This is a genomic window from Rhodoferax potami (assembly GCF_032193805.1).
GTDB lineage: Bacteria > Pseudomonadota > Gammaproteobacteria > Burkholderiales > Burkholderiaceae_C > Allorhodoferax > Allorhodoferax potami_A.
In genome coordinates this window covers 302,872-328,537 of the sequence record NZ_JAVBIK010000001.1, presented here as the reverse complement: position 1 = coordinate 328,537, position 25,666 = coordinate 302,872, and the positions used below count along the sequence as shown (strand labels likewise).

Annotated in this window: 31 protein-coding genes; 17 read left to right on the top strand and 14 right to left on the bottom strand. The window is 61.5% G+C overall.

Annotated features, from left to right (window positions below; all coding sequences use genetic code 11):
- Nucleotides 1-76 precede the first annotated feature (76 nt).
- The 3 genes from RAE19_RS01555 to RAE19_RS01545 all read right to left on the bottom strand — a co-directional run bounded on the left by RAE19_RS01555 (nucleotide 77) and on the right by RAE19_RS01545 (nucleotide 2,970).
- Nucleotides 77-1,798, bottom strand: a complete 1,722-nt coding sequence (locus RAE19_RS01555; RefSeq protein ID WP_313873265.1) for a PhoH family protein — start codon at nucleotides 1,796-1,798, stop codon at nucleotides 77-79.
- Nucleotides 1,799-1,974: 176 nt separating this feature from the next.
- A complete protein-coding gene (locus RAE19_RS01550; RefSeq protein WP_313873264.1) occupies nucleotides 1,975-2,451 on the bottom strand; it encodes a peroxiredoxin in 477 nt (158 codons plus the stop codon).
- 153 nt (nucleotides 2,452-2,604) lie between these two features.
- A complete protein-coding gene (locus RAE19_RS01545; protein WP_313873263.1) occupies nucleotides 2,605-2,970 on the bottom strand; it encodes an Mth938-like domain-containing protein in 366 nt (121 codons plus the stop codon).
- A 94-nt stretch (nucleotides 2,971-3,064) separates the two neighbouring features.
- Between RAE19_RS01545 and RAE19_RS01540 the strand changes: the two genes are divergently transcribed.
- The 6 genes from RAE19_RS01540 (at nucleotide 3,065) to RAE19_RS01515 (ending at nucleotide 9,221) form a co-directional block, all read left to right on the top strand.
- Entirely contained in the window at nucleotides 3,065-4,291 is a 1,227-nt protein-coding gene (locus tag RAE19_RS01540) for a pyridoxal phosphate-dependent aminotransferase (protein WP_313873262.1), read from the top strand.
- Nucleotides 4,292-4,362: 71 nt separating this feature from the next.
- A complete protein-coding gene (locus RAE19_RS01535; protein ID WP_313873261.1) occupies nucleotides 4,363-5,685 on the top strand; it encodes a homoserine dehydrogenase in 1,323 nt (440 codons plus the stop codon).
- 15 nt (nucleotides 5,686-5,700) lie between these two features.
- Nucleotides 5,701-7,128: a threonine synthase gene (thrC, locus tag RAE19_RS01530; protein ID WP_313873260.1), complete on the top strand. Its 1,428-nt coding sequence runs from the start codon at nucleotides 5,701-5,703 to the stop codon at nucleotides 7,126-7,128.
- Nucleotides 7,129-7,194: 66 nt separating this feature from the next.
- On the top strand, nucleotides 7,195-8,454 hold the full coding sequence (locus RAE19_RS01525) for a molybdopterin molybdotransferase MoeA (protein ID WP_313873259.1): 1,260 nt from the start codon (nucleotides 7,195-7,197) through the stop codon (nucleotides 8,452-8,454).
- Nucleotides 8,451-8,702, top strand: a complete 252-nt coding sequence (gene moaD, locus RAE19_RS01520; RefSeq protein ID WP_313873258.1) for a molybdopterin converting factor subunit 1 — start codon at nucleotides 8,451-8,453, stop codon at nucleotides 8,700-8,702. The genes RAE19_RS01525 and moaD overlap by 4 nt, the downstream gene beginning before the upstream one ends.
- Before the next feature lie 12 nt (nucleotides 8,703-8,714).
- Nucleotides 8,715-9,221: a molybdenum cofactor biosynthesis protein MoaE gene (locus tag RAE19_RS01515; protein WP_313873257.1), complete on the top strand. Its 507-nt coding sequence runs from the start codon at nucleotides 8,715-8,717 to the stop codon at nucleotides 9,219-9,221.
- Between the two features lie 12 nt (nucleotides 9,222-9,233).
- On the opposite strand, the gene RAE19_RS01510 is transcribed toward RAE19_RS01515, so the two are convergent.
- Nucleotides 9,234-9,824 (bottom strand): hypothetical protein, encoded by a 591-nt coding sequence (locus tag RAE19_RS01510; protein WP_313873256.1) that lies wholly within the window; start codon nucleotides 9,822-9,824, stop codon nucleotides 9,234-9,236.
- A gap of 159 nt (nucleotides 9,825-9,983) precedes the next feature.
- Here RAE19_RS01510 and clpB point away from each other — a divergent pair, with 159 nt between their 5' ends.
- The gene (gene clpB / locus RAE19_RS01505; protein ID WP_313873255.1) at nucleotides 9,984-12,575 is read left to right on the top strand and encodes an ATP-dependent chaperone ClpB; all 2,592 of its coding nucleotides are present in this window, start codon (nucleotides 9,984-9,986) and stop codon (nucleotides 12,573-12,575) included.
- On the opposite strand, the gene RAE19_RS01500 is transcribed toward clpB, so the two are convergent.
- The 5 genes from RAE19_RS01500 to osmF form a co-directional block, all read right to left on the bottom strand.
- Nucleotides 12,572-12,925, bottom strand: coding sequence for a carboxymuconolactone decarboxylase family protein (locus tag RAE19_RS01500; protein WP_313873254.1), 354 nt, complete (start codon nucleotides 12,923-12,925; stop codon nucleotides 12,572-12,574). The two genes, clpB and RAE19_RS01500, sit on opposite strands and share 4 nt — an antisense overlap.
- 121 nt (nucleotides 12,926-13,046) lie before the next feature.
- Entirely contained in the window at nucleotides 13,047-13,829 is a 783-nt protein-coding gene (locus RAE19_RS01495) for an ABC transporter permease (protein ID WP_313873253.1), read from the bottom strand.
- Nucleotides 13,822-14,760: an ABC transporter ATP-binding protein gene (locus RAE19_RS01490; protein ID WP_313873252.1), complete on the bottom strand. Its 939-nt coding sequence runs from the start codon at nucleotides 14,758-14,760 to the stop codon at nucleotides 13,822-13,824. Before RAE19_RS01490 ends, RAE19_RS01495 begins: the two co-directional genes overlap by 8 nt.
- Nucleotides 14,757-15,938: an ABC transporter permease gene (locus RAE19_RS01485; protein ID WP_313873251.1), complete on the bottom strand. Its 1,182-nt coding sequence runs from the start codon at nucleotides 15,936-15,938 to the stop codon at nucleotides 14,757-14,759. The genes RAE19_RS01490 and RAE19_RS01485 overlap by 4 nt, the downstream gene beginning before the upstream one ends.
- 11 nt (nucleotides 15,939-15,949) lie before the next feature.
- Nucleotides 15,950-16,879 (bottom strand): glycine betaine ABC transporter substrate-binding protein OsmF, encoded by a 930-nt coding sequence (osmF, locus tag RAE19_RS01480; RefSeq protein ID WP_313873250.1) that lies wholly within the window; start codon nucleotides 16,877-16,879, stop codon nucleotides 15,950-15,952.
- A 114-nt stretch (nucleotides 16,880-16,993) separates the two neighbouring features.
- Here osmF and RAE19_RS01475 point away from each other — a divergent pair, with 114 nt between their 5' ends.
- Nucleotides 16,994-17,275, top strand: coding sequence for a DUF427 domain-containing protein (locus tag RAE19_RS01475; protein WP_087494170.1), 282 nt, complete (start codon nucleotides 16,994-16,996; stop codon nucleotides 17,273-17,275).
- Between the two features lie 41 nt (nucleotides 17,276-17,316).
- Here the strand turns inward: RAE19_RS01475 and RAE19_RS01470 are convergent, their stop codons facing one another.
- Entirely contained in the window at nucleotides 17,317-17,619 is a 303-nt protein-coding gene (locus RAE19_RS01470) for a nucleotidyltransferase family protein (RefSeq protein WP_313873249.1), read from the bottom strand.
- A gap of 210 nt (nucleotides 17,620-17,829) precedes the next feature.
- On the opposite strand from RAE19_RS01470, the gene RAE19_RS01465 reads away from it, so the two are divergent.
- Both RAE19_RS01465 and RAE19_RS01460 read left to right on the top strand, forming a co-directional pair.
- Nucleotides 17,830-18,306, top strand: coding sequence for a glycine zipper 2TM domain-containing protein (locus RAE19_RS01465; RefSeq protein WP_313873248.1), 477 nt, complete (start codon nucleotides 17,830-17,832; stop codon nucleotides 18,304-18,306).
- Nucleotides 18,307-18,539: 233 nt separating this feature from the next.
- Nucleotides 18,540-18,959, top strand: a complete 420-nt coding sequence (locus RAE19_RS01460) for a PACE efflux transporter (protein ID WP_313873247.1) — start codon at nucleotides 18,540-18,542, stop codon at nucleotides 18,957-18,959.
- 71 nt (nucleotides 18,960-19,030) lie between these two features.
- Here the strand turns inward: RAE19_RS01460 and RAE19_RS01455 are convergent, their stop codons facing one another.
- On the bottom strand, nucleotides 19,031-19,861 hold the full coding sequence (locus tag RAE19_RS01455) for an AraC family transcriptional regulator (RefSeq protein ID WP_313873246.1): 831 nt from the start codon (nucleotides 19,859-19,861) through the stop codon (nucleotides 19,031-19,033).
- Between the two features lie 106 nt (nucleotides 19,862-19,967).
- Between RAE19_RS01455 and RAE19_RS01450 the strand changes: the two genes are divergently transcribed.
- The 5 genes from RAE19_RS01450 (at nucleotide 19,968) to RAE19_RS01430 (ending at nucleotide 22,655) form a co-directional block, all read left to right on the top strand.
- On the top strand, nucleotides 19,968-21,197 hold the full coding sequence (locus RAE19_RS01450; protein ID WP_313873245.1) for an MFS transporter: 1,230 nt from the start codon (nucleotides 19,968-19,970) through the stop codon (nucleotides 21,195-21,197).
- 146 nt (nucleotides 21,198-21,343) lie between these two features.
- On the top strand, nucleotides 21,344-21,559 hold the full coding sequence (locus tag RAE19_RS01445; RefSeq protein WP_313873244.1) for a glycine zipper 2TM domain-containing protein: 216 nt from the start codon (nucleotides 21,344-21,346) through the stop codon (nucleotides 21,557-21,559).
- A 50-nt stretch (nucleotides 21,560-21,609) separates the two neighbouring features.
- Nucleotides 21,610-21,909, top strand: coding sequence for a hypothetical protein (locus tag RAE19_RS01440; RefSeq protein WP_313873243.1), 300 nt, complete (start codon nucleotides 21,610-21,612; stop codon nucleotides 21,907-21,909).
- A gap of 3 nt (nucleotides 21,910-21,912) precedes the next feature.
- Nucleotides 21,913-22,302: a hypothetical protein gene (locus RAE19_RS01435; RefSeq protein WP_313873242.1), complete on the top strand. Its 390-nt coding sequence runs from the start codon at nucleotides 21,913-21,915 to the stop codon at nucleotides 22,300-22,302.
- Nucleotides 22,299-22,655, top strand: a complete 357-nt coding sequence (locus RAE19_RS01430) for a hypothetical protein (RefSeq protein ID WP_313873241.1) — start codon at nucleotides 22,299-22,301, stop codon at nucleotides 22,653-22,655. Before RAE19_RS01435 ends, RAE19_RS01430 begins: the two co-directional genes overlap by 4 nt.
- On the opposite strand, the gene RAE19_RS01425 is transcribed toward RAE19_RS01430, so the two are convergent.
- Together RAE19_RS01425 and RAE19_RS01420 are read right to left on the bottom strand one after the other, a co-directional pair.
- Nucleotides 22,628-23,338, bottom strand: a complete 711-nt coding sequence (locus RAE19_RS01425) for a GGDEF domain-containing protein (protein WP_313873240.1) — start codon at nucleotides 23,336-23,338, stop codon at nucleotides 22,628-22,630. The genes RAE19_RS01430 and RAE19_RS01425 overlap by 28 nt on opposite strands.
- A complete protein-coding gene (locus tag RAE19_RS01420) occupies nucleotides 23,335-23,565 on the bottom strand; it encodes a hypothetical protein (RefSeq protein WP_313873239.1) in 231 nt (76 codons plus the stop codon). The genes RAE19_RS01425 and RAE19_RS01420 overlap by 4 nt, the downstream gene beginning before the upstream one ends.
- 147 nt (nucleotides 23,566-23,712) lie before the next feature.
- Here RAE19_RS01420 and RAE19_RS01415 point away from each other — a divergent pair, with 147 nt between their 5' ends.
- Nucleotides 23,713-24,420: a Crp/Fnr family transcriptional regulator gene (locus RAE19_RS01415; RefSeq protein WP_313873238.1), complete on the top strand. Its 708-nt coding sequence runs from the start codon at nucleotides 23,713-23,715 to the stop codon at nucleotides 24,418-24,420.
- Here RAE19_RS01415 and RAE19_RS01410 read toward each other — a convergent pair.
- Nucleotides 24,417-25,136 (bottom strand): Crp/Fnr family transcriptional regulator, encoded by a 720-nt coding sequence (locus tag RAE19_RS01410; protein WP_313873237.1) that lies wholly within the window; start codon nucleotides 25,134-25,136, stop codon nucleotides 24,417-24,419. The two genes, RAE19_RS01415 and RAE19_RS01410, sit on opposite strands and share 4 nt — an antisense overlap.
- 260 nt (nucleotides 25,137-25,396) lie before the next feature.
- Between RAE19_RS01410 and RAE19_RS01405 the strand changes: the two genes are divergently transcribed.
- Nucleotides 25,397-25,663 (top strand): hypothetical protein, encoded by a 267-nt coding sequence (locus RAE19_RS01405; RefSeq protein WP_313873236.1) that lies wholly within the window; start codon nucleotides 25,397-25,399, stop codon nucleotides 25,661-25,663.
- Nucleotides 25,664-25,666: the final 3 nt, after the last annotated feature.

The window sequence follows — 25,666 nt, the reverse complement described above, 5'->3', positions numbered from 1 at the left end:
GATCGACATAGAAAAAAGGGCTGGAAGCCAAATCGGCTTCCAGCCCTTTTTACATCTGCGCGAGTAGCTACTATTTTTATAGCACTTCGCTGGCGAAGTCTGCAAGGCGGGAACGCTCACCGCGCGCAAGGGTGATATGTCCGCCGTGTGGCCAGCCTTTGAACTTGTCGACGGCAAACGTCAGGCCCGAAGAGCCTTCGGTCAGGTAAGGCGTATCGATCTGCGCGAGGTTACCCATGCAGATGATTTTGGTTCCCGGACCTGCCCGGGTGATCAGCGTTTTCATTTGCTTGGGTGTCAGGTTCTGGGCTTCGTCGATGATCACGTATTTGTTCAGGAACGTGCGGCCCCGCATGAAGTTCATGCTCTTGATCTTCACCCGGCTGCGGATCAGCTCGTTGGTCGCTGCACGGCCCCATTCGCCGGCATTGGTATCGGTCTTGCCCAGCACTTCAAGGTTGTCATCCAAGGCGCCCATCCAGGGACCCATCTTTTCTTCCTCAGTGCCAGGTAGAAAGCCGATGTCTTCGCCCACGCTTACCGTGGCGCGGGTGACGATGATCTCGGTATACCGGCGATCGTCCAGCACCTGCGTTAAGCCCGCTGCCAGTGCCATCAGTGTTTTGCCGGTACCGGCCGTGCCGGTCAGGGTCACAAAGTCCACTTCAGGATCTGTCAACAAGTTCATCGCAAAATTTTGCTCGCGATTGCGGGTGGTCACGCCCCAGACTGCATTTTTCAAGTGGTTGAAGTCCTTGAGGGTCTTCAGCACCGCGGTTGTTCCGCGGATCTCTGTCACGCGGGCGTAAAGGCTGGGCTCACCGGGCGACTCGAAATACACAAACTGATTGATCAGCATGCTGGGCACAGACGGGCCGTCCACCTTGTAGAAGGTGTGGGGGCCTTGCTGCCAGCTTTCCACGCTCTGGCCATGGGTGGCCCAAAAGTCAGAGGGCAGGGCGAGCGAGCCGGAATACAGCAAGTCGCCGTCTTCCAAAGTTTTGTCGTTCTGGTAATCGTCGGTGGCGAGACCTAGAGCGCGTGCCTTGACGCGCATGTTGATGTCTTTGGAGACCAACACCACTTCGCGGGGGGCATAGTGCTGGCGCAGGGCTTCCACCACACCCAGAATTTGGTTGTCTGCCTTGCCTTGGGGCAAGCTGGTGGGTAGTGTGTAGTTGAGTGGCTGCGTCTGAAACATCAGCTTGCCGTTGGCATCTTTGTGCCCGGTGCTGTCGAGCAAGAAGCCGGCGGTGATGTCTGCGCCCGGTGCGCCTGCCAGCGTGTCCAGTGTGCGGCTGGTTTGGCGTGCATTGCGGGCGACCTCTGTCATCCCCTTTTTATGTCCGTCGAGCTCTTCGAGCACGATCATGGGCAAATAGATGTCGTGTTCTTCGAACCGGAACAAGCACATGGGGTCGTGCAACAACACATTGGTGTCCAGCACAAACAGTTTTTTCGGCCCGCTGGTTTTTGCGCGTTTGCTGCGTTTGGTGTCCGGCGCTGCGGCAGTCACAGCCGCAGCCACAGGTGCTGCGACTGGTAGGGGCTTAACGCTGGGTGTGGGCACGTTCGCGGCTGTAGGGGCCGTAACCGGGCTATGGGTCAAGGCCGCAGATTGGGTGGAGCGTTTGGATTCCCGTTCAGTGCTGCGCTTGACTGCGACGGCGCTTACAGGTTCGGCGATAACTTCTGTCGGAGCCTTGCGGGCTGCGCGGGGTTTGGCACGCGCGGGAGCCTCAAAGTCTTTGGCGGTCAATCGATCAGCACGCTTGGACGGGGCAGTGGGCAGTGGCATGGAGTGGATTCGCAGAAGTTGAGAGTGAAAAAACTATGCCGAAAAAGCGAAAAAGCCGCCTTGAGCCAAGGCGGCTTTTTGTGTGATCGCGGTTGCAAGCTTCAACGGCATGCGAACCATTATGCATGAGCCCCGTGACGCCAATCGGCAACGGGTGCATCAAAACAACAAGGGGATCAGGCGGCTTTTTTGAGGACCTTGACGGCTTTTAAAACGTCGTCGACATGCCCTGGAACCTTCAGGCCACGCCACTCCTCTTTCACCAGCCCATCCGCGCCGATCAGGAAGGTGCTGCGCTCGATGCCTTTGACCTTTTTGCCGTACATGATTTTGTTTTTCACCACACCGAACATGTGGCACATTTTTTCTTCAGTATCAGCAATCAGCTCAAAGGGCAGCTCGAGCTTGGCCTTGAATTCGTCGTGGGACTTCATGTTGTCGCGGGAAACACCGAACACTTCGGCGCCAGCTTTCACGAAATCTTTGTACTTGTCCCTGAACTGCATGGCTTCGGTAGTGCAACCAGGGGTATTGTCTTTCGGGTAAAAGTACAGCACCATGGTTTTCCCGACGTGGGTGGTGTTGGTCACCTTGATGCCGCCGGTAGCGTTGGCTTCGAATTCGGGAAGGGGTTTGTTGACAACAATCGCCATATGGAATTTCAATCTCGGTGTGTTGACCGGCTAGCCGGACATGTCAGTCATAGGGGACAGCGTCGAACGTGACAGCAATTCTTCGCTCTGGACCGCAGCCTGCTATTTTACTCTGAAATGCCCCCACCAAGCGTCGGGCGGTGAGTTGCTTTCTCAGACCATGAGGGCCGCCACCACCTTGCGACCTTCACCCGACAGAAAGTTATAGGTGCGGCAGGCAGCCTGGGTGTCCATGGTTTCTATGCCGATGCGGGCGCTGTAGAGGGGCGATATCCATTTCGGATGCGGAAACCGGATCTTGCTACCGCTCCCGAAGAGCACCAATTCCGGTGCGAGTGCTGCCAATTCTTGAAAGAGTTCTTCCGTCAGGTCTTCAAATCGGGTGCAAGCCCATGGGCGGCAGATCCCTTGGCTGCTAACGATGATGCTGCTGTGGTGTTTTTCACCGTTGACTTCGACCCAGTCAGGACCGTAGCCGGTGATGGAGGGGCCTTGTGTTGCGTCGGGGATGAATTTCATGGGGAGGGTGGTACCGGAAGACGCAAGCGGAGTGCCTGCCGAACTGTGGTCAAATTATAGGTTTCACCCTGTGCTGACACCTCCCGGAGGGACTTTGAAAACCATTCAGAAATCTGCCAAGCTGGCCAACGTGCTCTACGACATCCGCGGTCCCATCATGGACGCGGCGCGTCAAATGGAAGACGAGGGTCAGAAGATCATCAAGCTCAATCTGGGCAACTTGGCGGTGTTCGGTTTTGATGCGCCCGAAGAAATCCAGCAGGACATGATCCGCAACCTGCCGAACTCGGCAGGCTACTCCGACAGTAAAGGCATTTTTGCTGCCCGCAAAGCGGTCATGCATGAGACCCAGAAGCAGGGCATTGCCGGCGTCACTCTCGATGATATTTATTTGGGTAACGGCGCCAGCGAGCTGATCACCATGGCCACCAACGCCTTGCTGGACAACGGCGACGAGTTGTTGCTGCCCATGCCCGACTACCCCTTGTGGACTGCAGCCACCAGCCTCTCCGGCGGAACGCCGGTGCACTACCTGTGCGATGAAAACAATGGCTGGATGCCCGATCTTGACGACATCCGCGCCAAGATAACGCCACGCACCAAAGGCATTGTGGTCATCAACCCCAACAACCCGACCGGCGTGTTGTATTCCACCGAGCTGCTGCAAGGCATCATCGAAATCGCCCGTCAGCACGGCCTGGTGATTCTGGCGGACGAGGTTTACGACAAAGTTTTGTACGACGGTATCCACCACACGGCCATGGCCAGCCTGTCGACCGATGTGTTGACGCTCACCTTCAACTCCTTGTCCAAAAGCTACCGCTCCTGCGGGTATCGCGCTGGCTGGCTGGTGGTGTCAGGCAACAAAAAGTCGGCGACCGATTACATCGAGGGCCTCAACATGCTCTCGAACATGAAGCTCTGCTCGAACGTGCCCGGCCAGTGGGCGATCCAGACCGCTTTGGGCGGTTACCAGAGCATCAACGATCTGGTGTGCGAAGGCGGGCGTTTGCGCCGCCAGCGCGATTTGGCCTTTGAGCTGATTACCGCCATCCCTGGCGTGACCTGTGTGAAGCCGCAGGCCGCGCTGTACATGTTTCCCAAGCTGGACCCCAAGGTGTACCCCATCTCGGACGACCGGCAATTTTTCCTGGAGCTGCTGCGCGAGACCCGCGTCATGCTGGTGCAGGGAACCGGCTTTAACTGGCACGCGCCCGATCACTTCCGCATCGTGTTCCTCCCGCATGAGGACGATTTGCGCGAAGCCATTGGCCGCATTGCCAAGTTCCTCGAGAGCTATCGCAAGCGCAACGGGAACTGACTCACTCCGATTTTGATAGCTGCCCGCGCACTGTTTGCAAGGGCTAGACGCACTTTTTACGTAAAAACGATATGAAACCGATACAAGTAGGCCTGCTCGGCATTGGCACCGTGGGAAGCGGCACATTCAATGTGCTCAAACGCAACCAGCAAGAAATCCAGGGCCGTGCCGGCCGCGGTATCGAAATCACCATGGTGGCTGACCTCGACGTGGCGCGTGCCCAAAGCGTTGTCGGCCCCGACGTGAAGGTGGTGAACGACGCGCGCGCGGTCATTGCCAACCCGGACATCGACATCGTCATCGAGTTGATCGGTGGCTACGGCATTGCCAAGGCGCTGGTGCTGGAAGCCATCGCGGCCGGTAAGCATGTGGTCACAGCCAACAAGGCCTTGCTCGCCGTGCACGGCACCGAAATTTTTGCAGCTGCATCCGCCAAGGGCGTGATGGTGGCGTTTGAAGCGGCCGTGGCCGGTGGCATTCCCATCATCAAAGCGCTGCGCGAAGGCCTGACCGCCAACCGCATCCAGTGGATTGCCGGGATCATCAACGGCACCACCAACTTCATCCTGTCCGAGATGCGCGACAAGGGCCTGGACTTTGACGTGGTGCTCAAAGAAGCCCAGCGCCTGGGCTACGCCGAAGCCGATCCGACCTTCGACATCGAAGGCGTGGATGCAGCGCACAAAGTCACCTTGATGAGCGCGATTGCCTTCGGCATTCCGGTGCAGTTCGACAAGGCCTATGTGGAAGGCATCACCAAGCTGGGCGCGGCTGACATCAAATACGCCGAGCAACTGGGTTACCGCATCAAGCTCTTGGGCATTACCAAGCGCACGGCCGCCGGCATTGAGCTGCGCGTGCACCCCACACTGGTACCGGCCAAGCGCCTGATCGCCAATGTGGAAGGTGCGATGAACGCCGTCATGGCCCATGGCGACGCCGTGGGCACCACACTGTATTACGGCAAGGGTGCGGGCTCTGAGCCCACAGCCAGCGCCGTGATTGCCGATCTGGTGGACATTACCCGCCTGCACACCGCTGATGCCGCCCAGCGCGTGCCGCACCTGGCTTTCCAGCCCGATGCCATCAGCAACACCCCCGTTTTGGCGATGAGCGAAGTGGTGACTAGCTACTATCTGCGCCTGCGCGTGGCCGACGAGGCCGGTGTGTTGGCCAAGGTCACCGGTTTGCTGGCCGAAGCCGGCATCAGCATCGACGCCGTGCTGCAGCGCGAAGCGGACGAAATCAGCGGTGAAGCGGCGACCCAAACGGACGTCATCATCCTGACCCATGACTGCGCCGAAGCCAAGATGAATGCGGCCCTTGCCCAGATGCAAGCGCTGCCTACCGTGTTGCAGCCCATCACCCGCATCCGCAAGGAAGAGCTGGCGTAATCAGGACACTGCCGAATGCAATACATCTCTACCCGCGGTAATCAAGACCGCAAACGCTTCTGCGAAATCCTGCTCGAAGGCCTGGCGCCGGACGGCGGCTTGTACATGCCGGTGGCCTATCCGCAAGTGGACGACGCTACGCTGACCCGCTGGCGCAAGGTCTATCACGAGCAGGGCTACGCCACGCTCGCGTTTGAAATCCTGTCGCTGTACATCGACGACATTCCGGCTGACGATCTGCGCGCCCTGTGCGCCAAGACCTACACCGCTGAAGTGTTCGGCACCGGCGAAATCGTGCCCCTGCGCCACCTGCAGGACGGTGTCTGGATCGAAGCGCTGTCCAACGGCCCGACTCTGGCGTTCAAGGACATGGCCATGCAGCTGCTGGGCAACCTGTTCGAATACGAACTGGTCCGCCGCGGCGAAGAGCTCAACATTCTGGGCGCCACCAGTGGCGACACCGGCAGCGCAGCCGAACACGCCATGCGCGGCAAAAAGGGTGTGCGCGTATTCATGACCAGCCCACACGGCCGCATGAGCCCCTTCCAGCAGGCGCAAATGTTCAGCCTTCAGGACGCCAACATCTACAACATCGCCATCAAAGGCGTGTTTGATGACTGCCAGGACATCGTCAAAGCAGTGTCCAACGACCTCGAGTTCAAGCGCAAGTACAAAATCGGCACGGTCAACTCCATCAACTGGGCGCGTTTGCTGGCGCAGGTGGTGTACTACTTTGCCGGCTACATCCAGGCGACCGAGTCGAACGTCCAAAAGGTGTCGTTTAGCGTGCCAAGTGGCAACTTCGGCAACGTATGTGCCGGCCATGTGGCCCGTCAGATGGGTCTGCCGGTCGACAAGCTGGTGGTTGCCACCAACGAAAACGATGTGCTCGACGAGTTCTTCCGTACCGGTGTGTACCGCGTGCGCGGCACGGCCGACACCCACGAGACTTCCAGCCCGTCCATGGACATTTCCAAGGCCAGCAACTTCGAACGCTTTGTGTTCGACCTGCTGGGCCGCGACGGTGCGCGGGTCAAGGCGCTGTTCGGCGAAGGCCTGTCCCAGACCGGCCTGTTCGACCTGAGCGCCGACCCCGTCTTCGCGCAAGCGGCAACCAAGTACGGTTTTGTGAGCGGCAAGAGCACCCACGCCAATCGCTTGGACACCATCCGTGCCACTTACGAGCAACACGGCATGATGATTGATACCCACACCGCCGATGGCCTGAAGGTGGCCTTGGAGCACCTGACCGCCGGCCTGCCCATGGTGGTGTTGGAAACCGCATTGCCCATCAAGTTCGCGGCCACCGTGGTCGAGGCCTTGGGTCGTGACCCCGTCCGCCCGCCGCAGTTTGAAGGCATCGAAGCCCTGCCCAAGCGCGTGCTGGTGATGGATGCAGATGTGCCCGCCATCAAAGCGCTCATTGAGCGTGAGTGTGTTTGATTTGTGTATGAAAACGCTGCTTAGCGCCCGTCAATAGTGCGCGAGCAGCTCCTGAATCGATAGCAAATGACTTCTGCACCCGGCGCCCCCCGTAAGCCTTTATTGCCTTTGGACGATGCGCTGGCGCAGTTGCTGGCGGCTGTCAGCCCCCTGACAGCGACCGAGCAGGTTTCCACCTTCGACGCAGACGGCCGTGTGCTGGCGGCTGACGTGGTGTCTGAGTTGCAAGTGCCGGCCTTTGATAACAGTGCGATGGACGGCTATGCGGTGCGGGCTGAGGACCTGATGTTCGGCTCCAACGAGCTCCGGGTCACGCAGCGGATTGCCGCTGGCGCTGTCGGCGAGCATTTGCAAGCCGGCACGGCCGCCCGCATTTTCACCGGCGCACCCGTACCCCCCGGCGCCGATGCGGTGGTCATGCAAGAAGACTGCACCCGCATCCATGACGAGCGCCAAGGCCAGCCCGAGACCATCCGCGTCAACACCACGCCCTTGCCGGGCCAGCATATCCGCCATGCCGGTGAAGACGTGCAGCGCGGTGACTGCGTGTTGCCTGCTGGCACCCGCCTGGGCCCGGCTGAGTTGGGCCTGGCTGCCAGCATCGGTATGGCGCAGCTGAAAGTGGTGCGCAAACCGCGGGTCGCCTTGTTTTCCACCGGCGACGAGCTGGTCATGCCCGGCACGGTGGCTCCACAAGACATGCCGCCGGGCGCCATTTACAACTCCAACCGCTTTTTCTTGCTGAACCTGCTGCGCCGCATGGGTTGTGAGGTGGCGGATCTGGGTATCGTGCCTGACAACCGGGAAGCCACCATCGCAGCGCTACAACGCGCGGCGGCTGACAACGACGTCATCCTCACCAGCGGTGGCGTGTCGGTGGGCGAGGAAGACCATATCAAGCCCGCGGTGCAAAGCCAGGGTACGCTGGACTTGTGGCAAATCGCCATCAAGCCCGGCAAACCCTTTGCCCACGGGCGCATAGGTGCGGCGCATTTCATCGGGCTGCCCGGCAATCCGGTGTCCAGCTTTGTGACCTTTCTGGTGCTGGTGCGGCCCTTCTTGTTGCGCCTGCAAGGCGTGCAGGAATCCGCTATGAAAAGCATAGCTGTCCGCGCAGACTTTGATTGGCCCAAAGCCGATAAACGCCGAGAATTTTTGCGGGTGCGCCACAACGCCAATGGCGGCCTCGATCTGTTCAGTAACCAGAGCTCTGGGGTGCTGACATCCGCAGTTTGGGGGGATGGCTTGGTCGATGTCGCCCCGGGCGAACCGATTCTGTACGGCCAAGCCGTGCGCTTCATTCCTTTTCAAGGCCTGCTGGCATGAGGGTCACGGTGCGGTACTTCGCCTCCATGCGAGAGGCCATGGGCACTTCCAGCGAAGTGCTTGACACGGCAGCCACCACCTTGGCGCAGTTGCGCGCGGAGTTGATGGCCCGCGGCGGACCCGGCGCCGAGGCCTTGGGCACGGACCGCTCTGTGCGGATGGCGCTGAACCAGGTGATGAGTGCGCCCGGCGACTCCTTGCACGAAGGCTGTGAGGTCGCGTTTTTCCCGCCGGTGACCGGTGGTTGATTGAGACCCATGGTGGCTCCGAACAATCTACACGGCGCTGGCGCGCAGGTACGAATCCAAGAGGTTGCCTTCGACGTCGCTGCTGAACTCGCTGCGCTGCAGGCGGGTGACCCCCGCGTCGGTGCGGTGTGCAGTTTTGTCGGCACGGTGCGTGACCGCAATGCGCCGGGCGCTGCAGGCTCGGTCCAGACCCTAGAGCTGGAACACTACCCAGGTATGACTGAGAAGTCGATTGAAGCCATGGTGGACGCCGCGTTTGCCCGCTTCGATATCCTGGGCGCGCGGGTGGTACACCGGGTGGGTGTGCTGCAGCCCACCGAGGGGGTGGTGCTGGTCGCCGTAAGCTCCGCCCACCGTGGCCAGAGTTTTCAAGCCTGTGAATTCATCATGGATTACCTCAAGACCCAGGCACCGTTCTGGAAAAAAGAGACCACGCCCGAAGGCGCTCACTGGGTGGATGCGCGGGTGAGCGACGATGAGGCCTTGGCCCGCTGGGGCATTGCCGCCCGCAACGCTTGACCGGGCAAGGGCTCAGTTCAGGTACTTGGGGCGTTCAGCGAGGGCAAATGCATCCCAGTCGCTGGTGTCCGCGTCCAGAGAAGCCTGGGTGAGCAACGCGGACTGGGTATTCGGTTGATTTGCGCCGCTGATTCCCCATCCGCTGGCCTGCAAACCCAGGCGCAACACATGGAGCAAAGCCAACGCCGTTTCGCTCACCATATGGATTTCGACGGTACGGGACTCCGTTTGTCCTTGGCACGATTCGTCAAAGCGCAAGCTCATTTCGTGTTTGTTTAGCAGCTGGTAGTGGGCTGCTGTCACTAAGAGCGGCCCGTCTGCGTCGGGCGATGCCTCTTGATACGGGGTCTGGAAGTCTGACTGGCCCAGAGTCTCCGCCTGCTGGTGGTCTCGCACGGCACCTTCGGCCGCACCGTCATGGCCCACGACCTGCGGATCGCTCAGGCTGAGCTCGTGCACTGCCTTGTCGAGATGGGGGAACAGGTCCAGCATCAAACGGCGGGTTAGCCACAGGCCTTGCTCATCGCCCGCGGTCGAGTTCATCCGCACCAGCAGGCGGTCTTGCTCGGCGATATAGCTGACTTGAAACTGGTGGACTTGCATGCGGACTCAACGACAAAATGGCCAGCACGCATTATCGGGCTCCGGGGTCTTTCAGCCCAGAGTTTGCGCTAGGTCAAACATCACCACTGGCGGTGACTTGAAAACCATCGCCAGGGCCCAAGCTGATGCATCAACGGATGAACCGTGAGGAGTAACCCCATGCGAATCGACAAACTGACCACCAAATTTCAAGAAGCTCTGGCAGAGGCGCAAACGCTTGCGCTGACCCATGACAACGCCTTTATTGAGCCTGTGCACGTCCTCGCGGCCATGATCCGCACCGACGATGCGCCCAAGGCCTTGATGAATCGGGCCGGCGTGAATGTGGCGGGCCTGCTGGCGTCTGCCGAGGCTGGCATCAAGCGCCTGCCGCAGGTGCAAGGCCATGAGCAGGTCACCGTGGGGCGCGATATGGTGTCGCTGCTGCAGGCGGCTGAGAAAGAGGCCATCAAGCGTGGCGACCAGTTCATCGCCGGCGAGCTGTTTTTGCTGGCCGTGGCGGACCACAAGGGCGACGCCGGGCAAATGGCCCGCACCAACGGCCTGACCCGTAAGAGCCTGGAGGCCGCTATCGACGCCGTGCGTGGCGGCCAGACGGTGGACAGTTCGGACGCCGAAGACCAACGTGAATCCCTCAAAAAATACTGCATCGACCTGACCGAGCGCGCTCGCATGGGCAAGCTGGACCCGGTGATCGGGCGGGACGACGAAATCCGCCGCGCCATCCAGGTGCTGCAACGCCGCACCAAAAACAACCCCGTCCTGATCGGCGAGCCCGGTGTGGGCAAGACCGCCATCGTCGAAGGCCTGGCCCAGCGCATCGTGGAGGGCGAAGTGCCCGACAGCCTGAAGGGCAAACGCGTGCTTTCGCTGGACATGGCTGCGCTCTTGGCCGGTGCCAAGTTCCGTGGCGAATTTGAAGAACGCCTGAAGAACGTGCTCAAGGACCTGGCCAAGGACGAAGGCCAAACCATTGTGTTCATTGACGAGCTGCACACCATGGTGGGGGCCGGCAAGGGCGAGGGGGCCATGGATGCCGGCAACATGCTCAAGCCGGCGCTGGCCCGTGGAGAGCTGCACTGCGTAGGCGCCACCACGCTGGACGAGTACCGCAAGTACATTGAAAAAGACGCTGCGCTGGAGCGCCGCTTCCAGAAGATTCTGGTGGGCGAGCCCACGGTGGAAGCCACCATCGCCATCCTGCGTGGCCTGAAAGAGCGCTACGAAGTGCACCATGGCGTAGACATCACCGACCCGGCCATCGTGGCTGCGGCCGAGCTGAGCCACCGCTACATCACCGACCGCTTTTTGCCGGACAAGGCCATCGACCTGATTGACGAGGCCGCCTCCAAAATCAAGATCGAGCTGGACTCCAAGCCCGAGGTCATGGACAAGCTGGACCGCCGCTTGATCCAGCTGCAGATCGAGCGCGAAGCCGTCAAGAAAGAGAAGGACGAAGCCTCGCTCAAGCGCTTTGAGCTGATCAACGAAGAGATCGACAGCCTGCAAAAAGAAATTGCCGATCTGGACGAAATCTGGAAGGCCGAAAAAGCCACCGCGCAAGGCAGCGCCCAGGTGCGCGAAGAGATCGACAAGCTGCGCACCCAAATCGAGAGCCTGACCCGCAAGGGCGACTTGGCCAAAGTGGCCGAGCTGCAATACGGCAAGCTGCCCGAGCTGGAAAAGCGCCTCAAAGAAGCCCAGGACCAGGAAGCCGGCAAAGCGGCTGCAGGCGGTGCCAATCGCTTGCTGCGCACCCAGGTGGGCGCGGAGGAGATTGCCGAGGTGGTGAGCCGTGCCACCGGCATTCCGGTCTCCAAAATGATGCAGGGCGAGCGCGACAAACTGCTGCAAATGGAGGCCAAGCTGCACGACCGCGTGGTGGGGCAGGAAGAAGCCATTGCGGCCGTGGCCAACGCCATTCGCCGCTCCCGCTCGGGCCTGTCGGACCCGAACCGACCTACGGGTTCTTTCTTGTTCCTCGGCCCCACGGGCGTGGGCAAGACCGAGCTGTGCAAGGCCCTGGCCGGTTTCTTGTTTGACAGCGAAGAGCATCTGGTCCGTATCGACATGAGCGAGTTCATGGAGAAGCATTCGGTCGCCCGCTTGATTGGCGCGCCTCCGGGGTATGTGGGTTACGAGGAGGGCGGTTACCTTACCGAGGCCGTGCGCCGCAAACCCTATGCCGTGCTGCTGCTCGACGAGGTGGAAAAAGCCCACCCCGACGTGTTCAACGTGCTGCTGCAAGTGCTGGATGATGGCCGCCTGACCGACGGCCAGGGCCGCACCGTAGACTTCAAAAACACGGTCATCGTGATGACCAGCAACATCGGCAGCCAGCTCATCCAGAGCATGGTGGGGCAGGACTACGAGGACGTGAAAGAAGCCGTGACCGGCGAGTTGAAGAACCACTTCCGCCCCGAGTTCCTGAACCGGATCGACGAGACCGTGGTCTTCCACTCGCTGGACGCTGCCAACATCGCCTCGATTGCCAAGATTCAGCTGGCCACGCTGATGGCGCGTCTGGCCAAGATGGACTTGACGCTGGCGGTGAGCGACGCGGCGGTGGCCGAGCTGGCCAAGGTGGGCTTCGACCCCGTGTTTGGTGCGCGGCCCTTGAAGCGCGCTATACAGCAGCGCATTGAGAACCCGCTCTCCAAGCTGCTGCTCGAAGGCAAGTTCCTGCCCAAATCGACCATTCAGGTGGGGGTGGACCCCATCCTGGCGCCGGGGCAGTTCAGCTTCAATTAAGCCGTCTGGGGCGCCATGGCGTCCCAGGCTGCGGTGGCTTCTGCGGCGTACATCAGGGCAGGGCCGCCGCCCATGTAGACGCACACGGCCAACATCTCGTCCAGCTCAGCACGGGTGCAGCCCAGCTTGTGCAAGGCCTTCACATGAAAGCCTATGCAGCCCGAGCAGTGCTGGGTAATGCCGATGGCCAGCGCCATCAACTCTTTGTGTTTTGCGCTCAGGGCGCCTTCCGCCATCGATGCCTTGGCCAACAGCCCAAATCCTTGCATGGCCTCAGGTTGTGCCTTGCGCAGGGGGCCCAGGTTTTCGTTGATCTGCTTGATGAGGGTGCTGTGGTCGAAAGAGCTCATGGGGTGTACCGTGGGATAAGGAAAAACCCACTGTAGGTACAACGACACGCTGGCATCTTGATACGCCGCAATTTCAGATCAAAGAGTGCTCTTGCGCCCGTGAAATCTGCGCGAGTAGCTATCAATTCAGGAGCGTTTTGCCAGCAGTGTCAGTGGTGTTCCACTGCAGTCGTCGCGCCAGGCGATCAAACGCGAGGTCGGCCGAGATCGCCAGCAGGCCTACCAGTACCGCGCCTTGCAACACATACGCGGTGTTAAACCCCGAGAGTCCCACGATGATCGGCGAGCCCAAGGTTTTGGCCCCCACGGTGGAGGCAATGGCCGCGGTGCCGATATTGACGATGACCGAGGTGCGCACCCCCGCCAGCCACAGCGGCAGGGCCAGCGGAATCTGCGCCTGCGTGAGGATGTGCCGAGGTGACAGGCCCATGGCGCGGGCGGATTCCAGCACCGGGCGCGGCACCGACTCCACCCCCGCCAGCGTGGCTTGCAACACGGGCAAGAGCCCGAAGAGTGACAAAGCAATCAGGGCCGGTAGCTCCCCGAAACCGACCGCCGGCACGGCCACTGCCAAGATTGCCACCGGTGGAAAAGTTTGGCCCATGGCGGCCAGAGCCTCCAGCAAGGGCCTGAAGGCACGGCCCGCAGGCCGCGTGGCCGCCACGCCTGCGGCTGTGCCCAGCAGAATAGCAATTGCGCTGGACAACAGCACTAGCCCCAAGTGCTGCCAGAGCAATTGAGCCAAGGGCTCTTGCAAATACACCGGACGAGGTAGGGCCGGGAAAAGCGCGGCAAACACAGGCGTGCTGTGTGGCAGGCCATAGGCCAGCGCGAGCAGCGCGGCCAGCGTCCACAGCAGCCGGTCATTCCACCAGCGGGGTGAGTGCCGCGGTGCCTTAGCCATGCCGTGCTTCCAGCAAATTGGCGGCGCTCACCTGGCCCAGTACCGAGCCGCTCGGGTTAATGACGCCCAGGCACGACACGCCCAGCGCCGCCATCTGCGAAATAGCCTCCCGCACCGTGGCGGTATCGGCAATTGCGTGGGCTGGCGTGGCCCCCTTTAGCGCTTGCACCAAGGGTGCAATCGGCCGCAGCGAGAGCTGCTTGAGCCCCAAGTCTGCGCGCCCCATAAAGTCGGCCACAAAGTCGCTGGCGGGTTGCTGCAGCAACTCCAGCGGCGTGCCCACTTGCGCGATGCGGCCTTGGTACAGCAGCACGATGCGGGTAGCCAGCAGCAGGGCTTCGTCAATGTCGTGGGTAACCAGCACAATGGTTTTGCCGGTGGCGCGGTGAATGCGCTTGAGCTCCAGTTGTAACGTTGCGCGGGTCACCGGGTCCAGCGCGCCAAAGGGCTCGTCCATCAGCAGCACATCGGGGTCGGCGGCCAGCGCGCGCGCCACGCCCACCCGCTGCTGTTGCCCGCCGGAGAGCTGGTGCGGGTAGCGGCTGGCGTATGACTCGGGGGCCATGTCCAACAGTTGCAACAGCTCCGTGACCCGGGCTTGCACGCGGGCGGCATCCCAGCCTAGCAGCGTGGGCACGGTGGCGATGTTGCGCGCCACGGTCCAGTGCGGGAACAGGCCCACCGACTGAATCGCGTAGCCCATGCGGCGGCGCAAGTCCTGCACATTGAAGCTGTAAATTTCTTCGCCGTTGAGCAGAATGCGGCCGCCATCGTGATCGACCATGCGGTTGATCATCTTCAGCGCGGTCGATTTGCCAGAGCCCGAGGGGCCAAGCAGCACTACCAGTTCGCCTTGAGTGATATGCAGGTTCAGGTCGGTGATGGCCGGTGTGCCGTCGTAAGACTTGCAGGTGTGGTCAAAAGTAATCATGCGGCGGGCGTCTCCAGCAAGGTGCCGAGCGCCTTGAAAAAATGGTCTGCCAGCAAAGCCAGCAGCACGATGGGAATCACACCCAGCATCACCAGCTCGTTGGCCGCGCTGAACAAGCCGTCAAACATGATGCTGCCCAATCCACCCGCACCCACCAGTGCGGTCACTGCAGCCAGACCCGTGGTTTGCACTACCGCCGTGCGCAGTCCGATCAGCAGCACCGGCAAGGCCAGCGGCAGCTCCACATGCCAGAGCACTTGCCTAGGTGTCATGCCCATGGCGCGCGCTGCGGTCACGGTGGCTACGGGTACCTGCTCCAGCCCGGCCAACGCCGAGCGCACGATGGGCAGCAGCGCATACAGCAGCAGCGCCAGCACCGCAGGCGCCAGGCCCACACCGCTGATCCCCAGCCGGCCCAACATGGGTGCCTGCACTGCCAGCCACGCCAGAGGCGCCATCAGCAAGCCGAACAGGGCGATGGACGGGATGGTTTGAATCACATTCAGCACCGGCAACAGCGTCTCGCGCAGGCGCGGTTCGCGGGTCATGCGCCAGGCCAGCGGCACGCCGATGACCACGGCCGGCGCAATAGCCAGCAACACGATCTGCAAATGGCGCACGATGGCGGGGCCGAACACATCGCTCTGGTTGGCGTACTCCTTGGCGATGGACAAGTCTTGCCCCGCACTCAACGACAGCAATAGGGGCGCGAACAAAGTGCTTTGCAGCAGCAAGCGTGGCAGGGTCTTGAGTTGCAAGCGGGCGACTGCGTCGAGTGCCGCCATCCACGCCAGTGCCGCCAGCGTCCAAAAACCGGCACCCAACGAAGTGCGGACCAGTGGGTTGTCTGCTTGGTTGGCTAGGCTGACGCTGCTGGCATGGTGGCCGGCCGCCAGCCACAGTGCGGCCAGGCCTGCCGATAGCACCAGCGCCGCTGAGGCCTGCACGGCCCGGCGGTGGGCTTGCACAAGCGCTAGGCACAACACCCCCAGCCCGAGCGCCAGGGCTGCTGCCACCCACGCACTGGTGCCCGGCAGCCATTGCCATAAAAAAACCGGCTCGCCAGACAGCAGCCGGTTTGGTGCGACCCGCACAAAGGGCAGGCCCCATGCGGCCCCCAATGCGAGCGCCATACACAGCGCCAGCACCGGGTTCCAGCGCTCGGGGCGCGTGTCCATCACGGCGGCGCTTATTTCAAGAAGCCCTTGCTTTGCAGGTAGGTTGTGGCCACTTTGCGTGGGTCTTGGCCTTCGAGTTGGATGCGTGCATTCAGCATTTGCAAAGTGGGGCCATCCAGCGATTTGAAGATGGGTGCCAACACAGTGGCAATGGCGGGGTAGCGCTTGAGCACCTCTTCACGGACCAGCGGGGCAGGGGCATACACCGGTTGCACACCCTTGGGGTCGTCCATCACGACCAAGCCCAAGGCTGCCACGGGGCCGTCGGTGCCGTAGGCCATGGCGGCGTTCACGCCCGATGTTTTCTCGGCCGCGGCCTTGATGGTGGCTGCGGTGTCGCCACCTGCCAGCACCAGTGCCTGGTCCGCGCGCAGTTTGAATCCGTAGGCAGCTTGGAAGGCGGGCATGGCGTCAGCACGCTCCATGAACTCGGCCGAGGCAGCCAGTTTGAAGGCGCCGCCCTTGGCGATGTATTGGCCCATGTCGTCCAGGGTGCGCAGCTTGTTGGCTACCGCCACATCGCGGCGAACTGCAATCGCCCAGGTGTTGTTGGCGTTGGCTGGCTCTAGCCAGACGACCTTGTTTTTCTCAAGATCCATCTTTTTGGCGAGCTCGTAGCCAGCGCGCAGGTCTTTCCAGGCCTTGTTGCTTTCGTCACCCAGCATGAAGGCGCCGTTGCCGGTGTACTCGGGGTACAGGTCAATCTCGCCGGCCAGCAGGGCGGTGCGTACCACCTTGGTGTTGCCCAGCGAGACCTTGTTTTCTGTTTTGATGCCATTGGCCTCCAGCGCCAGCACCACGATGTTGCCGAGCAGCTTGCCTTCGGTGTCGATCTTGGAGCCCACACGCACCGGGCTTTGGGCATGGCTGGCAAAGGTGGCCAGCAGGCCGGTGGCCAATACAAGAAGGTGACGGCGCATAAAAGGGGTGGTGGGTAGCATGGGGCGAGCCTTTAGAGTGAGGCCACAGGATAAGCGAAACCGATTGCCCCCGGTTGGCCCGCAGCACTGGCAGCTGTGTTGCAATGTCACCCTCAATACCCCAAGGAAACCGCCATGAAAGCCATTTGGAACGGCACTGTGATTGCCCAGAGCGACGACACCGTGCTCGTAGAAGGCAACCACTACTTTCCCGCCAGCAGCCTGAACCGCGACTACGTGCAGTTCAGCAACCACAAAACCAGCTGCGCCTGGAAAGGCCAAGCCAGCTACTACTCGCTGATGGTGAACGGCGAAATGAACATCGACGCCGTTTGGTACTACGCCGACCCCAAACCCGAAGCCGCCATGGTCCGCGACCGTGTGGCGTTCTGGAAGGGTGTGCAAGTCACTGCTTGAGGCGAATCCCGGAGGCGATTTGAGGCTTCTGAGCCTGGTCTTCAGCGGGCATATTGCACTTGGGCTGTACGCATGACTTCGTCTCTGAAGTACCGCGACAAATCACTTGGTGTGCGCAAATCTACTTTGCGTCCGCCCGCCAAGGCCGAAAGCTCATCCTCCAACGCGGCCATACCCAGCAGGCCAGGTACACCGTCGGGCTCAAAGTCGACTAATAAATCTATATCGCTGTCGAACCGCGCAGTTCCTTTGGCTTGTGAGCCAAACAAGGCCAAGCTGCGAATCCGATGAGATTCACAGAACAGCTTCAAGGCTTGCTCATCAAGGTGGAGTGCGGGATGCATACGTGCTGAGTTGAACTAATTGGGAGACATTGTGCCTTGGATAGCTGTCTTTTCAAGTGCAGTTCACTGCATCAAACCTTCCGCCATCGGTGAATCTGATCCACAGTTTGTAGGCGGCTTCCTACGCCGATTCGGGATCAGGTCCTCTGGTGACAAAAGCAGGGGGCCGCCACACTGGCGGTGTATCAAGTCACCCCATAAGGACACCCGATGAACACATACCCCACTACTCTCCAGCAACCCAGCGCGTCGCGCTTGCATCCAGTGATTGCGATCGCTGCAGGCTCCGTCATCGTTGTGAGCCTTTTGGGCGCAGCTGCGCTCACAGGCCTGCTCCCCAACTCCAGTGCCACTGCTCCCGCGGGCCTCACCGCCAGCACGCCGGCCAATGTGTCAGCACCGACTGCAAAAGCGCCTGCGCCCAAAGTTGTGAGCCAAAAGCCTGCTACTCCCAAGACCTCTGCGCAAGTGGCATCGAACTCCACGCCCCCCGCACAAGCTGCTGCCACTCCCGCTGCTCCGGCCGAGAAAAACAGCGCGGTCGGTATCGGTATCGGCGCGGTTGTGGGTGGCTTGGTCGGCAACCAGTTTGGCAGCGGCGATGGCAAAACCCTTGCCACCATCGCCGGTGCAGTCGGTGGCGGCTACGTTGGCAATGAAATTGCCAAGAAGAACGCCGCTCCATAAAGCATGAGCCGCCGTTAAGCGGCTTGCCGACCAGCACGCTCTGCACCTAGCACCGCTGGGTGTATTGCAGGGCCTGCTCGTAGATGCGCTTGGCGCCCCTCGAGCTGGCGCCCCCAGTTTCCACCGCGATGATCGGTACTTGCCCCCAGCCATTTGCAGCGCAGTATGGTTGGTGTTGTGTTCTCCCACGCTAGGGAAGTGAGATTGCTTCAGGCTGCCGTTACCATGCCGCCATGTCTCCTTTGCAACGTCGAATTCTTCAAGCTTGCCTGTACGAGGGTATTGCGATCGCTGTGGTCACGCCTACGCTGGCGCTGGCGTTTTCTCATCCACCGGGTTCCGCTTTTGTGCTGGCGGCGGTGATGTCGAGCATTGCACTCGTCTGGAACTATGTGTTCAATGCGCTGTTTGAGCGCTGGGAAGCGCGCCAGACCGTGCGGGGCCGCTCACCCAAGCGCCGGTTGGTGCACGGCCTGGGTTTCGAGGGGGGCTTGGCCATCATCCTCATGCCGGTGATGGCCTATTGGCTGGACATTTCACTCTGGGCTGCCTTTGTGGCGGACTTGGGGCTACTGGCGTTTTTCTTTTTCTACACGGTCGGATTTACCTGGGCGTTTGACCGGATTTTTGGTTTGCCCGCATCGGCGCGCTAATTTGCACTATGGGGCTCTTTTTTTTGAGAAAAATCTGCCTCTAGCCCACATGGATATTGCGCTACCAGCTATTATTTTGATAGCGTCTTACTTTGAAAGAAACTCGGCGCCTTGCCCATGGCCTGCTTGAACATGGCCGAGAACGCGCTGTCGCTGGCGTAGCCGCTGGCGGCTGCCACTTGGGCAATCGGCACGCCACGGGCAAGCTGGGGCAGGGCGTGGGCCAGCACCGCCTGGGTGCGCCATTGCTGGTAACTGGTGCCCAGCTCGTCGCGGAACAAGCGGGCCACGGTGCGCTCGCTGGCGCCCACCTCGGCCACCCATTCGCGCAGCTGGTTTTTTTCTGCCGGGTCGCGCAACACGGCTTCGCACAGGGCGCGCAGGCGTTTGTCACCCAGCACCGGGTGCGGCATGGGCACGCCGAGTGCCTGGGTGTCGGCGTGTTGAATTTCGTCCAGCGCCAGGGCCATCACAGCGTCTTCGCGCGGGCCGGGCTCGCTGCCCTGCAGCGCGCCTATCAGCTCACGCAGCAGCGGGCTGACCACCAGCACTCGGCAGTCCGCCCAGCTGGCGGGCAGGGCGGCGGGGGCGATGTCTACCGTGCGCAGCTCGGCGCTCTCCAGCACCACCACGGTGTGCTGCACTTGGGGCGGAATCCACACCGCGCGACTGGGCGGCACGATGAACGTGGTTTCGCATGCGCCTTGGGTCACGGTAACTTGCATCAGGCCACTGGCGCAGTAGGTGAACTGCGACCACGAGTGTTGATGCGGCTCGATGTGCGCGTTCATGGCCAGTGCACGGCCGCGGCTGCGCACCGGGCGCTGGGCGGTGGGCGGGCGGTGGGGCGAGGTGTCGCTCTGCACCGGGTGCAGGCGGGCGGGTTTGGTGGCGCGGGTCATGGGTGTTTGGGGTGGAGTTGGCCAGTGGGGCAGGTTTGGCGGGTTTTCGATGATTATTGTCTTTTTGTCGCATTTCAGAAAACCTGCCCAGTCGTAGGATGAGTGCATGACTACTGCCACCATGCCTGCTGCCGCCGTTGCGGCCCCTTTCAAACAAGACGCCACCGTGATCGGCCTGATCGGGCTGGCCCACGGCAGCTCGCACTTCGGGCACTTGATACTGCCGCTGCTGTTCCCGGTGTTTATGCAGGAGTTCGGCCTCAATTACTCGCAGCTGGGGTTGCTGATGACGGCGTTTTTTGTGGTGTCTGGCGTGGGGCAGGCGTGCGCCGGCTTTGTGGTGGACCGTTTCGGGGCACGGCCGCTGCTATTCATGGCGCTGAGCCTGTTTGTGGTTGCCTGTGTGCTGGCCTCGTTTGCGAGCAGCTATGCCGGCCTGATGCTAGTTGCGGTGCTGGCGGGCTTGGGCAATGCCACGTTCCATCCGGTGGATTTCACCATCCTGAATCAGCGGGTGTCTGCACCGCGGCTGGGCTACGCCTTCAGCGCCCACGGGCTGAGTGGTAATTTGGGCTGGGCACTGGCGCCAGTGTTTTTTGCCAGCCTGGGCGCTGTTATCGGCTGGCGCCAAACGTATCTGGCCGCCGCTTTGCTGTTTGTGGTGGTGATTGGCGTGCTGGCGAGCCAGCGGCAGCATCTGCACACCACGGTGGCCCGAAAAGTCGCCCCCGTGGCCGGTGGCCCGAAAGCCGAGCACGACATGGCGTTCATGAAGCTGCCGGTGGTGTGGTGGTGTTTTGGCTTCTTTTTGCTCTCGACCATGACGCTGGCCGTCGTGCAGAGTTATGCGGTCTCCATCCTGAAGGCGATGCACGGGGTCAGCTTTGAGGCGGCCACTTACACCATCTCGTCGTACATGCTGTTTGGGGCGGTGGGCATGTTTATCGGCGGTTTTGTGGCGGCCAAGTCCAAGCACTCAGACCGCGTGGTCGCCATGGCTATGGCAGCCGGTGCGGTTTTGCTTGCGCTGTGCGGCACCGGTTGGCTGGGCGCCACCGGCACCATGGTGGTGTTGGCGATCACGGGTTTTGCGGTGGGCATCGGCGGCCCCTCGCGCGACATGATGATCAAAAAAGCCACCCCCAAAGGCGCAACCGGCCGGGTGTATGGGCTGGTGTATTCGGGGCTGGACACGGGTTTTGCCATCTCGCCTTTGGTGTTCGGCGTGTTCATGGACCGGGGCTGGTATGGCGCCACCCTGCTGGGTGCGGCACTGGTGCTGCTCTTGAGTGTGGGGGCCGCGCTGGGTGTGGGCCGCCGCACTTCCGTGCCGTAGCAGACAGACCGCAGCGTCCCTGCTGCCTAAGCTTCATGCATCGGACCTCTCGCCCCTGGTAAAGCAGGTGCAAGAGGATCGAGGCGTGACGCAGTGCCTTCTTTGGAGTTGCGTCCCGATTTTTGTGACGCCAACCAGGAAGCGCTATGCAACTCCAAAAATCCACGGCCTTTGCGGCCATTTATGCAGTCACCCTGGCCAGCCTGGCTGGCTGTGCAGGCATGTCATCACAAGAAAAAGGCACCGCCATCGGTGCCGGTGTAGGCGCCGTGGGCGGTGCGGTCCTGGGGGGCGGCACTTTGGGCACCCTGGGCGGCGCAGCCGTTGGCGGCGTGATCGGCCACGAGGTCACCAAACCGTGAGACGGCATCTGCCGCCTCTCTTCATCGATACCACTGATAAGGACATTCCCATGAGCTATTCCAATCCGCTTTCCAACGCACTCGGCGCCAACGGCCCCCTCGAGTCAGATGTCATGCCCGTGCTCAACCACGCCGCCCAGCAAGCCGATGGCTTGTTGCAACGCGGCGCTGATGCCTTGCGCGAGAACCGCACATTTTTTAAGGAAGGCGCAGAGCGCACCCAAGCGCAAGTCAACACCTATGTGCGTGAGGAGCCGCTCAAGTCTTTGCTGATGGCAGCCGCAGCCGGCGCCGTGCTGATGGGCGTGGTGGGCCTGATGTTGCGTGGTCGTTCACACCACAGCCATTGAACGATGGCCGCACAAACTACCCGTGCGGCCGGTGCAGTCTGGGCGCTGTTACAAGAGCGCCCGGATTTGTTGCTGGAACATGCCCAAGCCTATGCCGACCTGTTGCGCGATGAAAGCACCACATGGGCGGCTTTTTGGCTTGTCAAAGGCTTGTGGTTGGTTGGCGCAGTATTACTGGCATTTGTGGGTCTCACCCTCGCAGGGGTGGCGGTGATATTGGCCAGCGTGTTGCCTGTGGGGTGGGCAGTGTTGATAGTGGTGCCCTCAGTCGCATTTTTGGGTGCGCTGTTGTGCGGATGGGCTGTAGTGCGGGGGCCTGCTGCTCCGGGCCTCGATGAAATGCGGGTGCAATGGGAGGCTGACCGCAACATGTTGTCGCCGGGCGGGTTATGACGATCGCCAGCCCCGTAGTCGTCACCCCCGCGCAGCGCCTGGAGGCGAGCCGCCTCAACATGCAGCAGGTGTTAAGGGCTGACACGTGGCCCGAGTTGGTCATGGCGCGCCAAGCTGCCAGGCAAATGGCGCAACATTACCCTTTGGCAACGGTACTGATGGTGGTCGCCGGGGTTGTGGTGGTGGCGTCGGTCAAGCCATGGCGCTGGTTCCAGCCGAGCACGGCTGTGAAGGTGGCGGTCGCGCAATCGGTGTGTCGCATGGTGGGTGGGGCCGTGTTGGCGGCCATGCAGCCGCGCAAGCCCCGTCAGCCGGGGCGCACGCCTCAGGCTGGAGCCTCAAAGAAGGCATAACCCGTTTGTTCCCGCTTGGCGCGGTACATGGCGGCATCCGCGCGGGCCAGCAGCTCGCTGCCAGTGATGTCGCACGGTGGGCAAATCGCAATACCAATACTTGGCCGCACCGTCAGTTCACAGGCCTGTAAATGGCAGGGTGCGGCGACCGAGTCAAACAATTTGGCGGCCAGTTGCATTAGTTGCCGGACCTGGTTGGAGCCGCGCAACAAACAGGCAAACTCGTCTCCGCCCAAGCGGCACACCATGTCTTCTTTGCGCACCGACTGGTTGAGGCGCGCCGCCACAATTTGCAGCAGGTTGTCGCCCATTGCATGGCCATGGGTGTCGTTAATGTGCTTGAAATCATCCAGATCCAGAAAGAACAAGGCCAGGCCGCGCTGGTGGGCCAATTGCTCATTGAGCGACTCTTGCAGGCACGCCTCAAAGTACGCCCGGTTCGGTAGCCGGGTCAGGCCATCGTGCCGCGCAAGGTGACGCGCGCTGCGCTCGCCCGCACGGGTGCCTGCAAGGTCACGCTGGGTCCTGACCAAGGCATTGCGCAGCTGGGTGACTTGCTCACGCAGTTGCGCGTTGGAGAGCAGCGCACCCTCCAGGGCAGAAGGCTCGGCGTGGTGGCCGTTGTTGAATGCGCCGTCCGGCACGTGCAACTTGAAGTTGGCCGGGGTGGGGCGAGCGCTCATACCGTGGATTCCGTGTCTAACAGCGAGAGCTGGGTGGGCCCTTGGGCTGCTGCCTGATTGGCATCTCCCGCAGGTGCCCGGTGGCTGAGGTGCAGGGTCAGTGTGGGTTTGCGGGCAGGGCGTGCGCCGGTGCTTGCAGTGCCTTCAGGAAAGACACTCGTTTGGCGGTCCGGGTCGTTGTCAAACACCGGTTGACGGTGCCGTTTGCTGGTGGTGATGCAAGTCATGGCGCACTCCTTGTGGTGGGGATGTAAAGGGTTGTAAACCTTGGTCCCGGCAGGGTCTGTGCGCGAGCGAACAAGCGTCTGCGCCGACCGTACAGACCCGGAGTCGAGCAGGGGGTTAGTCTGCAGTTTTTGAAGCAAGGTCCCCCGATGCAACGCAACCGCTTACTCGCCAGTTTGTCGCAAATAGACCAGCGAAAAATCAGGGTGGCGGGTACCTGCGTGCCGCTCGCATTCAAGGACGTGCTGTGGACGCCCGGCGGGCACCAGGCCCATGTGTACTTTCCCCTGGAAGGCTATGTCTCGCTGCTGGCCGATGCGGGCGATGCGCATGTGGTGGAGGTGGGCATGGTGGGGCCCGAGGGCATGTTAGGGCTTGGGGTTGCCCTGGGCGTGCCTGTGGCGGTGGTGAAAGCGCTGGTCCAAGAGGGCGGGTGGGCCTGGCGTGTGGATGGCCGGGCATTCAGGGCGGTACTGGCGGACTCCGTCGGCCTGCGCAAGGTGTTGTTCTCTTACGCCTATGTGGTGCAGACCCAGCTGTCACAGGGGAGTGCGTGCATCCGCTTCCATGAGGTGTTGCCCCGGCTCGCCCGGTGGCTGCTGATGTGCCAGGACCGATCACCGGCGAACACCTTTCCGATGACCCAGGAGTTTTTGTCCACGATGCTGGGGGTGCGCCGGGTGAGTGTTACCAACGCTGCCAGCGAGCTGCAGGCACAAGGGCTGATCCACTACCACCGCGGCATATTGACGGTGGTGGATCGCCGCGGCCTCAAAGCCGTCTCGTGCCTGTGTTACGCCCGGGACTCATCGATTTACGAGGCCATCTTTCACCGGCCGGTGCAGGGAGACCTTTAAACCGCCACAGTCGCCGGCAAGAGCCGGTCGTATTCTTTTTTGACCACCTCATAGCATTCGCAGGTCCGCTTTTCCAGGCCGGGGCGGTCCAGAACGCTGATGTGCCCGCGGGCGTAGCTGATAAGGCCGGCGCGTTGCAGCTTGAGCGCGGCCTCGGTGACGCCCTCCCGCCGCACGCCCAGCATGTTGGCAATGAGCTCCTGCGTCATCACCAACTCGCTGCCGCGTAAGCGGTCCAGGCTCAAGAGCAGCCAGCGGCAGAGCTGCTGGTCGAGTGAGTGGTGCCGATTACAGACCGCGGTTTGGGCCATTTGGGTGATCAGCGCCTGGGTGTAGCGCAGCATCAGGTGCATCACCGGCCCTGAGCGGTTGAACTCTTCTCTCATCATTTGCGAGCTCAGCCGGAAGCCTTGTCCGGCGCTTTGCACCACGGCGCGGCTGGGAGTCGAGCCACCGCCCATGAAAAGCGAGACACCCACCACTCCCTCGAGGCCCACCACGGCAATTTCAGCCGAGGCACCGTTTTCGAGCACATACAACAGCGAGACGATGGCGCTGGTGGGAAAGTACACATGGCGCTGGATGGCCCCCGACTCATAAAGAACCTTGCCCAAGGTGAGCTCCACAAGCTCCAGGTGGGGCTGCCATCGGACCCATTCGGCATCCGGTAAAGAGGCAATCAACTGGTTGCGGCGCGAGTCGGTGTTGGCGGGCATAAATACCTCTGTTGTGTTTTCCCTGTCAGCCGGACTCACCGGATCGATGGCCCGTGCTGCGGAGCAGTGTATGCCTCCGTGTTCAGTGGTCTGTGCGGTAGCGCACCTTTGCGAAGGGCGGGCGATGGCAAACCGTTCGCTTCCGAACAGACCTTGCGGGCGGCCGGGCGCAGCATGGGCTCCCTGTGCACGGGGCGAGCAAGCGCTCTCAGATTGCCCCGCTGCTGCTGTTGGCATCGCCCATCCCAAGGAGTACCCGTATGACCCATTCGACTGATTTACCGTGTCCCATTTCGCAGTGTTTGGCGCGCTGGAGCACTGCTGCCTACCCGGATGCGGCTGAAACCTCGTCTTTTGACCTTTGGAGCCTGTCCTCCCATGTGCAACATTGCAGTAGGCGGGTGAGCCATACCGAACGCCTACACCGTGCTGCGGGCTGGGCTGGTGGCATGGTGCGTGTGCGGCTGATGACATTTGTGGTGGTCGCGGTGTTGGTGCTCGGGGCGGGTTTCGCCCTGGCGGCGTAGGGC

Bases quoted from the DNA above. Each gene is read 5' to 3' on its own strand.
- RAE19_RS01465 (WP_313873248.1), top strand. From the start codon at position 17,830: ATGAACACATACCCCACTACTCTCCAGCAACCCAGCGCGTCGCGCTTG.
- RAE19_RS01495 (WP_313873253.1), bottom strand. From the start codon at position 13,829: ATGGCTAAGGCACCGCGGCACTCACCCCGCTGGTGGAATGACCGGCTG.
- RAE19_RS01525 (WP_313873259.1), top strand. From the start codon at position 7,195: ATGACTTCTGCACCCGGCGCCCCCCGTAAGCCTTTATTGCCTTTGGAC.
- RAE19_RS01405 (WP_313873236.1), top strand. From the start codon at position 25,397: ATGACCCATTCGACTGATTTACCGTGTCCCATTTCGCAGTGTTTGGCG.
- RAE19_RS01430 (WP_313873241.1), top strand. From the start codon at position 22,299: ATGACGATCGCCAGCCCCGTAGTCGTCACCCCCGCGCAGCGCCTGGAG.
- RAE19_RS01420 (WP_313873239.1), bottom strand. From the start codon at position 23,565: ATGACTTGCATCACCACCAGCAAACGGCACCGTCAACCGGTGTTTGAC.
- RAE19_RS01435 (WP_313873242.1), top strand. From the start codon at position 21,913: ATGGCCGCACAAACTACCCGTGCGGCCGGTGCAGTCTGGGCGCTGTTA.
- clpB (WP_313873255.1), top strand. From the start codon at position 9,984: ATGCGAATCGACAAACTGACCACCAAATTTCAAGAAGCTCTGGCAGAG.
- RAE19_RS01470 (WP_313873249.1), bottom strand. From the start codon at position 17,619: ATGCATCCCGCACTCCACCTTGATGAGCAAGCCTTGAAGCTGTTCTGT.
- RAE19_RS01485 (WP_313873251.1), bottom strand. From the start codon at position 15,938: ATGGACACGCGCCCCGAGCGCTGGAACCCGGTGCTGGCGCTGTGTATG.
- RAE19_RS01450 (WP_313873245.1), top strand. From the start codon at position 19,968: ATGACTACTGCCACCATGCCTGCTGCCGCCGTTGCGGCCCCTTTCAAA.
- RAE19_RS01490 (WP_313873252.1), bottom strand. From the start codon at position 14,760: ATGATTACTTTTGACCACACCTGCAAGTCTTACGACGGCACACCGGCC.
- RAE19_RS01440 (WP_313873243.1), top strand. From the start codon at position 21,610: ATGAGCTATTCCAATCCGCTTTCCAACGCACTCGGCGCCAACGGCCCC.
- RAE19_RS01425 (WP_313873240.1), bottom strand. From the start codon at position 23,338: ATGAGCGCTCGCCCCACCCCGGCCAACTTCAAGTTGCACGTGCCGGAC.
- osmF (WP_313873250.1), bottom strand. From the start codon at position 16,879: ATGCTACCCACCACCCCTTTTATGCGCCGTCACCTTCTTGTATTGGCC.
- RAE19_RS01545 (WP_313873263.1), bottom strand. From the start codon at position 2,970: ATGAAATTCATCCCCGACGCAACACAAGGCCCCTCCATCACCGGCTAC.
- RAE19_RS01510 (WP_313873256.1), bottom strand. From the start codon at position 9,824: ATGCAAGTCCACCAGTTTCAAGTCAGCTATATCGCCGAGCAAGACCGC.
- RAE19_RS01455 (WP_313873246.1), bottom strand. From the start codon at position 19,861: ATGACCCGCGCCACCAAACCCGCCCGCCTGCACCCGGTGCAGAGCGAC.
- RAE19_RS01475 (WP_087494170.1), top strand. From the start codon at position 16,994: ATGAAAGCCATTTGGAACGGCACTGTGATTGCCCAGAGCGACGACACC.
- RAE19_RS01410 (WP_313873237.1), bottom strand. From the start codon at position 25,136: ATGCCCGCCAACACCGACTCGCGCCGCAACCAGTTGATTGCCTCTTTA.
- RAE19_RS01555 (WP_313873265.1), bottom strand. From the start codon at position 1,798: ATGCCACTGCCCACTGCCCCGTCCAAGCGTGCTGATCGATTGACCGCC.
- RAE19_RS01460 (WP_313873247.1), top strand. From the start codon at position 18,540: ATGTCTCCTTTGCAACGTCGAATTCTTCAAGCTTGCCTGTACGAGGGT.
- RAE19_RS01550 (WP_313873264.1), bottom strand. From the start codon at position 2,451: ATGGCGATTGTTGTCAACAAACCCCTTCCCGAATTCGAAGCCAACGCT.
- thrC (WP_313873260.1), top strand. From the start codon at position 5,701: ATGCAATACATCTCTACCCGCGGTAATCAAGACCGCAAACGCTTCTGC.
- RAE19_RS01535 (WP_313873261.1), top strand. From the start codon at position 4,363: ATGAAACCGATACAAGTAGGCCTGCTCGGCATTGGCACCGTGGGAAGC.
- RAE19_RS01445 (WP_313873244.1), top strand. From the start codon at position 21,344: ATGCAACTCCAAAAATCCACGGCCTTTGCGGCCATTTATGCAGTCACC.
- RAE19_RS01415 (WP_313873238.1), top strand. From the start codon at position 23,713: ATGCAACGCAACCGCTTACTCGCCAGTTTGTCGCAAATAGACCAGCGA.
- moaD (WP_313873258.1), top strand. From the start codon at position 8,451: ATGAGGGTCACGGTGCGGTACTTCGCCTCCATGCGAGAGGCCATGGGC.
- RAE19_RS01500 (WP_313873254.1), bottom strand. From the start codon at position 12,925: ATGAGCTCTTTCGACCACAGCACCCTCATCAAGCAGATCAACGAAAAC.